The 6,576-nt window shown below is 38.1% G+C and carries 4 protein-coding genes and 1 riboswitch; all 4 genes read left to right on the forward strand.

Going from position 1 to position 6,576, the window contains the following annotated elements; translation table 11 throughout:
* Nucleotides 1-627 precede the first annotated feature (627 nt).
* Nucleotides 628-1,776: a THUMP domain-containing class I SAM-dependent RNA methyltransferase gene (locus tag ACFX4X_RS13810; protein WP_284470353.1), complete on the forward strand. Its 1,149-nt coding sequence runs from the start codon at nucleotides 628-630 to the stop codon at nucleotides 1,774-1,776.
* Nucleotides 1,777-1,971: 195 nt separating this feature from the next.
* On the forward strand, nucleotides 1,972-2,172 hold the full coding sequence (locus ACFX4X_RS13815; protein ID WP_034307871.1) for a cold-shock protein: 201 nt from the start codon (nucleotides 1,972-1,974) through the stop codon (nucleotides 2,170-2,172).
* A gap of 230 nt (nucleotides 2,173-2,402) precedes the next feature.
* The gene (locus ACFX4X_RS13820) at nucleotides 2,403-4,316 is read left to right on the forward strand and encodes an ATP-dependent DNA helicase (RefSeq protein WP_377384207.1); all 1,914 of its coding nucleotides are present in this window, start codon (nucleotides 2,403-2,405) and stop codon (nucleotides 4,314-4,316) included.
* 123 nt (nucleotides 4,317-4,439) lie between these two features.
* Nucleotides 4,440-5,957 carry a carboxypeptidase M32 gene (locus ACFX4X_RS13825; RefSeq protein ID WP_377384210.1) on the forward strand — a complete coding sequence of 506 codons (1,518 nt, stop codon included), beginning with the start codon at nucleotides 4,440-4,442 and terminating at the stop codon, nucleotides 5,955-5,957.
* Between the two features lie 356 nt (nucleotides 5,958-6,313).
* Nucleotides 6,314-6,415: riboswitch (purine riboswitch) on the forward strand.
* Nucleotides 6,416-6,576 lie beyond the last annotated feature (161 nt).

Genomic DNA, 6,576 nt, shown 5'->3' on the forward strand with positions numbered 1-6,576 from the left:
TTGGGAATTGTCCGTTAATAAAAAGCCGGGCATTCCAAATTATTTTTCGTTTTCTGAAACCATGCTGTGTTAAACTAAGGTCTTGGCAACTTTTTAATTCCCATCGAAAGATTTCTAATTGAAAGTGTTCAGCAGAAGGACAATGGCTAATTGACATCTGACCGTAACGATTTAAAAAATAGCGTTGAAGTGTTAAGCATTTCCTGGATTCTGGGTACCCTATTTATAAAAGGTTTTTTTACCTTTACTGATTGCCCTTATTTGAAGTTATTAAGACATGCCTTAAGCATTTTGTTATGAGTATACATAATTGTTTGTGAATAAATGGCCCTTCGTTGTCTTGGAGGATTTCATTCATGAATATTTGCAGCCTACCTTATTGATACATAGATAATTGAGTTAAACTTTATTTTGTCGCGTTGATCCCGGTTATTAAAAAAATGCTCTACTACATGACAATGACATTAAATCTAGGCAATCAATGACGGACTATAAGCAAAATATAAATTGACCAGTGGAACTTTTAAATAAGGTTTACATGTCTAAAATCGATACCTTATTCTTGATTAGGGGAATTTAGGTAGATGTGCAATAGAGTTGGATTATTGGAAAGAAGGTGCAGGATAAATGAAACAATTCGATATTATCGCAACATCAGCAATGGGATTGGAATCAATTGTCGCTAAGGAGGTTCGGGATCTTGGTTACGATTGTCAAGTCGAGAATGGTAAGATCACGTACAAAGGGGACCAATCTGCCATTGCCCGCTCAAATTTATGGCTGCGGAGTGCCGACAGGGTTAAAATTAAAGTTGCAGAATTTAAAGCATATTCATTTGATGAGTTGTTTGAAAAAACAAAGGCCTTGAATTGGGAAGATTACTTATCAGCCGATGTTGAGTTCCCTGTGAGTGGAAAATCGGTTAAGTCACAGCTTTACAGTGTTCCTGATTGTCAGGCTATCGTCAAAAAGGCGATTGTTGATAGATTGAAAAGCAAATATAAGCAAGTATCTTGGTTTGCAGAGACTGGTCCTTTGTTTAAAATTGAAGTGTCTATTTTAAAAGATGTAGTGACACTTACCATGGACACTTCAGGTGCTGGTTTGCATAAACGGGGATATCGCACAGGGCAGGGGGAGGCGCCCCTTAAAGAAACATTGGCGGCTGCGTTAATCATGCTGACAAATTGGAAACCGGATAAACCTTTCATTGATCCATTTTGTGGATCTGGAACGATTCCTATCGAGGCTGCCTTAATTGGGCAGAACATAGCACCTGGGTTTAACAGGGAATTCGTTTCTGAAACCTGGTCATGGATGGACAGCAAGGTTTGGGATGAAGCGCGGGTTGAGGCTGAAGATTTAGCCGATTATGATCAGTACTTGGACATAACCGGCTGTGATATTGACCATCGAATGGTCGATATATCTAAAGCGAATAGTTTTGAAGCCGGCCTTGGTGATCTGATTGAATTCAAACAAATGCAGGTGAGGGATATCTCGACTAGGAAAGAGTATGGTGTCATTGTCGGGAACCCGCCTTACGGAGAACGTCTTGGTGAGCAAAAAGCGGTTGAGCAGATGTATAGAGAAATGGGTCAAGCTTTCAAGAAGCTTGACACCTGGTCAGTATACATGATTACCTCCAATCCTGACTTCGAACAGCATTACGGTAAGCCTGCAACGAAAAAAAGGAAACTGTTCAATGGTTTCATCCGTGCAGACCTTTATCAATATTGGGGAAAAAGGCCGCCGAGACAGCCTCAAGGTGAATGAGTAGGTAAAAAATATAACGGAGGATTTTAATAGTCAGGACGATTTATTCATAATAGGTTCCAGTCTTGCTTATCATTTCCTTTTCTGTTATTCTAATAATGAATTATTTTTGTTCAGATTTAAGGAATACCTTAATATTCTTTTGAGCAAGGATAGTAATATAATGTGTGGAGAACACACTAGGAGGCAACAAAAATGGAACAAGGTAAAGTAAAATGGTTTAACGCAGAAAAAGGTTTTGGATTCATCGAACGTGAAGGTGGAGACGATGTATTCGTACATTTCTCAGCTATCCAAGGCGAAGGTTTCAAAACACTTGAAGAAGGCCAAGACGTTACATTTGATGTAGAACAAGGTCAACGTGGACCACAAGCATCAAACGTAAACAAAGCTTAATTCAACCCTATATTATTTACAGACAGGCTCTCTTTTAGAGCCTGTCTTTTATTTTACAAGTCTGGAAACATGGCAGCATACATAGAAGAAAAACATACTTTTTACATTTTATTTCTTATGGTAGGGTAAATATCTTGACTATTAATGTGAAATAAAGGATAATATCCTTTTGCCTAGAAATATTATGATACGGATCGATACACTGATGATAGATAAAAGGGGAGACCAAGATGCTTAAAACACTGCCTTTTTCGGTAACAAAGGAAGATTCTTTTTACGATAAGCTTTCAGAATGGATCGGTGATGTTTTTTACGATATTCTTCCCGAAAAAGGATTTGAGCTGCGTGATGAACAAATCTTCATGGCTTTTCAGTTAGAAAAAGCCTTTAAAGAAAAGAATGTAAGCTTTGCTGAAGCAGGGGTAGGGACCGGTAAGACCTTGGTCTATTTACTATATGCGATTTGTTATGCGAGATATACGAATAAACCGGCAATTATTTCGTGTGCAGACGAAACGTTGATTGAACAGCTTGTCAAAGAAGAAGGCGACATCCAAAAAATTAAGAATGCTTTAGGTATTGAAGTGGATGTTCGGCTTGCCAAATATCACGATCAATATGTATGTCTTAAGAAATTGGATTACGCAGTGAATCATGAAGATTCAGAGGGAATAGATCAACTCTATGATGAACTTCCCAAGTTTGTCCATGATAACTCATCGATGAACGCTTATTCAGCATATGGGGACCGTAAACAGTATCCATATTTAAATGATGAAGACTGGTCTAAAGTTGGCTGGGATCAGCTTCAAAACTGTTTTACTTGTGATAAGCGCCATCGTTGTGGACAGACCCTATCGCGGGACCACTACCGAAAATCAAGCGATTTGATCATTTGTTCACATGACTTCTTCATGGAACATGTTTGGACTAAGGAAAAACGTAAGCGTGAAGGACAGTTGCCACTGTTGCCTGAACATAGCTGTGTTGTCTTTGATGAAGGTCATCTACTGGAATTTGCTGCTCAAAAGGCTTTAACTTATAAAGTTGGGGAACAAACCCTTGCTTCGGTTTTAGAATTGCTTACTGCCAATCAGGTTCGTGAAGAAACCTTATACATCATTGAGGACTTAATTGATATTAATGAAGAGTTTTTTGATTTGTTGGATGAAAAATCCATACATGTCACCGGATCTAATCGTTATGAAATCCCAATGTCCAAGGAAATAACAAGCTTTGCGCAAAAGCTGCATAAAAAGGTTGCAGAGTTAGAGGAGAACCTTGTTTTCGAGGCGGAAATGTATACGATCAATGATTATGATTTAAAAGTGACAGAAGAATATTTAGAACAGCTGGGCTACTCCATTTCTCTATTTGTGAAGGATGAACAGGCTGTTTCCTGGTTTGAAGAAAATGAAATGACCAAAACATTGGTCATTATGCCAAGGCTTGTACAGGATATTTTGTCTGAACAGGTATTCTCTAAAAAAATTCCTTACATTTTTTCATCGGCGACATTATCGGATAATAAATCTTTCCAATACATTGCAGATAGCTTAGGGATAGAGAAGTATGACAGCTTCTCTGTTGAATCACCATTTGATTACGATGAAGTCATGAAAATGAACATGCCTGCCTTCGAAAACGGAGACCAATTGGCTAAACTTCAATACACCATGAAGTCAATTGAGGAAAATGAGGGCCGAACGCTTGTGTTATTCCAATCAAAAGAAGAATTGCATTGGTTCAAGGAAAACTGCCCAACATCATCCTATCCTTTTTATTTTGAAGGGGAAGCGGAAATCAGCGAGCTTGTTAAGAAGTTTCAAGAGAATGAGCAATCTGTTCTTTTCTCCTATCATTTATGGGAAGGACTTGATGTTCCAGGGCCTTCATTACAAAATGTAGTGATACACTCACTTCCATTCCCACCACGCGATCCAGTGTTCGAGGCCAAACGTAATTCGGTTACCGATGCATTCGAAGAAGTGGATCTTCCATACATGCTCCTTCGATTGCGTCAGGGAATAGGGCGTTTGATCAGGACTAGCAATGATTCGGGAACCGTACAGATTTTGATGGAAAAGGATCTCTCGGAACAGGTGAAAGAGAAGATTGTATCCGTTCTTCCTGTAACGCTTTAAGTCAATTTAATCTAAGAGCCATGGGAGAGGTGCCCTTGGCTCTTATTTTTTTTTTAACGGGTAGTTCTGATAAGAAAGATTTTTGTATAATATGGTAAAGTGTAGTTGGAAGGAGCAGTGAATATGGAAAAAGAAGGTATAGATTTGATAGAAAAAGAATTTAAAGAATATGTCAAGAAAATCTCGGCCTATAATGAAGCGCTCGCGTTAATTTTTTGGGACTTACGTACAGGTGCACCGAAAAAGGGAGTTGAGCAGCGTTCTGAAGTGATCGGGGTGCTTTCCTCTGAGGTTTTTAATATGATCACAAGTAAAAAGATGGAATCCTTCATTACGGAACTTTCGAAGGGGGAAGCCTCTCTTAGTGAAACGACGAATAAGATGGTACAAGAGTGTAAAAAAGAGTTTGAAAGGAATAAGAAGATTCCTGCAAACGAATATAAGGAATTCGTCATTTTACAATCCCGCTCTGAAAGTGCTTGGGAAGAGGCAAGGGAAAAAGCGGATTTTTCGTTATTCCAACCTTATCTGGAGCAAGTTGTTGCTTATACCCGTAAATTCATAGAGTACTGGGGATACGAAGGACAGAAATATAATACCCTTTTAGACATGTATGAACCCGGCATGACTGTAGATCTACTTGACAGCGTATTCAGTGAGCTTCGGTCGAGTATAGTACCTCTGGTAAAACAGATTGCAAAAAGCGAAAATAGACCTGAAACAGCGTTCCTTTATAAAGAATTTCCAAAAGAAAAACAGCATCGCCTCAACCTGGAAGTTTTAAAACATCTAGGATACGATTTCAAGGCTGGCAGGCTGGATGAAACAGTTCACCCTTTTGCTACTGGAATAAATAGGGGCGATGTCCGGGTGACGACCCGTTACGATGAATGTGATTTTAGGGGGGCGATCTTTGGTACCATTCATGAATGTGGACATGCCATTTATGAGCAGAATATCGCCGAAGAGTTAACCGGGACACTGCTCGATAATGGGACATCAATGGGAATCCATGAATCCCAATCACTGTTTTTTGAAAACTTCATTGGACGGAACTATAGCTTCTGGAAAAATAAATTCTCCCTATTGAAAGAATATGCTCCTGAACAATTCAATGATGTGACGCTGGATGAATTTTACCGGGGGATTAACGAATCAAAACCATCGTTCATCCGTATTGAAGCAGATGAACTAACTTATCCCCTACATATAATGATTCGGTATGAACTGGAAAAGGCTCTTTTTAATGGAGAACTTGAAGTGAAGGATTTACCGGAAGTCTGGAATGAAAAATACAAGGATTATTTGGGAATTGTTCCTGAAAATGATGCAATGGGCGTGTTACAGGATGTACACTGGGCAGATGGCAGTTTTGGTTATTTCCCATCGTATGCATTGGGATATATGTATGCAGCCCAAATCAAGCAGTCGATGCTTAAAGATTTGCCTGATTTTGATGGGCTTTTGGAAGCGGGCGATATTGCTCCAATCAGGAAATGGCTTAATGAAAAGATACATAAATATGGAAAAACAAAACAGCCCCTAGAGATTTTGAAAGAAACGACAGGGGAAGGCCTGAATGTTCAGTATTTAATAAAGTATCTTGAAAATAAATATAAAGAAGTTTATAAAATCAAATGAATTTAATTAGAGAAGGCCTTGGAATAATTATCAAGGTCTTCTTCTTTTTTCAATGGTTCACACAATTTAAATCCTTATGAACCCGGTGGGCATTTTTGTTAACATCAATAAAAGGTATCATTTAGGCGAATAAAATGAGGCCGCCGTTATTCCGACTCTAATATTTCTAATTTTTTGAAAAATACCCGTAATTTCAAGTGATGGCTTTTTGTTGATGGTAAATCCAGGTTAATTAGTCTTGGTGATTTCGCAATTTTCTAAAATTACGAATAATGTTTTATATTTTTAATTGAAAGTTCGGTTTTTGTTAGAAATGACTTTTCAAAATAAGACAGTATTGTTATAATTTATATATTAATAAAATATAAAGTTTCACTCGTATAATAGCAGGAATATGGCCTGCAAGTTTCTACCGGATTACCGTAAATAATTCGACTATGGGTGAGTAATTGATCTTGTTGCATAATGGAAGGATTTTGCTGTTTCATTTTTCATTCATGCCCAAGAAATATTGCTTCACTCAAAAAAGTGCTGCAATGTTTCGAGGCTGCTGAAAAACTCACGTTTTTCTAACTAGTACGGTAAATCAAATTAAAAAAAGACGATTCTCATTCGATAC

It is taken from the genome of Peribacillus sp. YIM B13481, from assembly GCF_042787985.1.
Classification (GTDB): domain Bacteria; phylum Bacillota; class Bacilli; order Bacillales; family DSM-1321; genus Peribacillus; species Peribacillus simplex_A.

Excerpts from the sequence above, each read along its gene's own strand:
- ACFX4X_RS13810 (WP_284470353.1), top strand. The coding sequence starts at position 628 with ATGAAACAATTCGATATTATCGCAACATCAGCAATGGGATTGGAATCA.
- ACFX4X_RS13815 (WP_034307871.1), top strand. The coding sequence starts at position 1,972 with ATGGAACAAGGTAAAGTAAAATGGTTTAACGCAGAAAAAGGTTTTGGA.
- ACFX4X_RS13820 (WP_377384207.1), top strand. The coding sequence starts at position 2,403 with ATGCTTAAAACACTGCCTTTTTCGGTAACAAAGGAAGATTCTTTTTAC.
- ACFX4X_RS13825 (WP_377384210.1), top strand. The coding sequence starts at position 4,440 with ATGGAAAAAGAAGGTATAGATTTGATAGAAAAAGAATTTAAAGAATAT.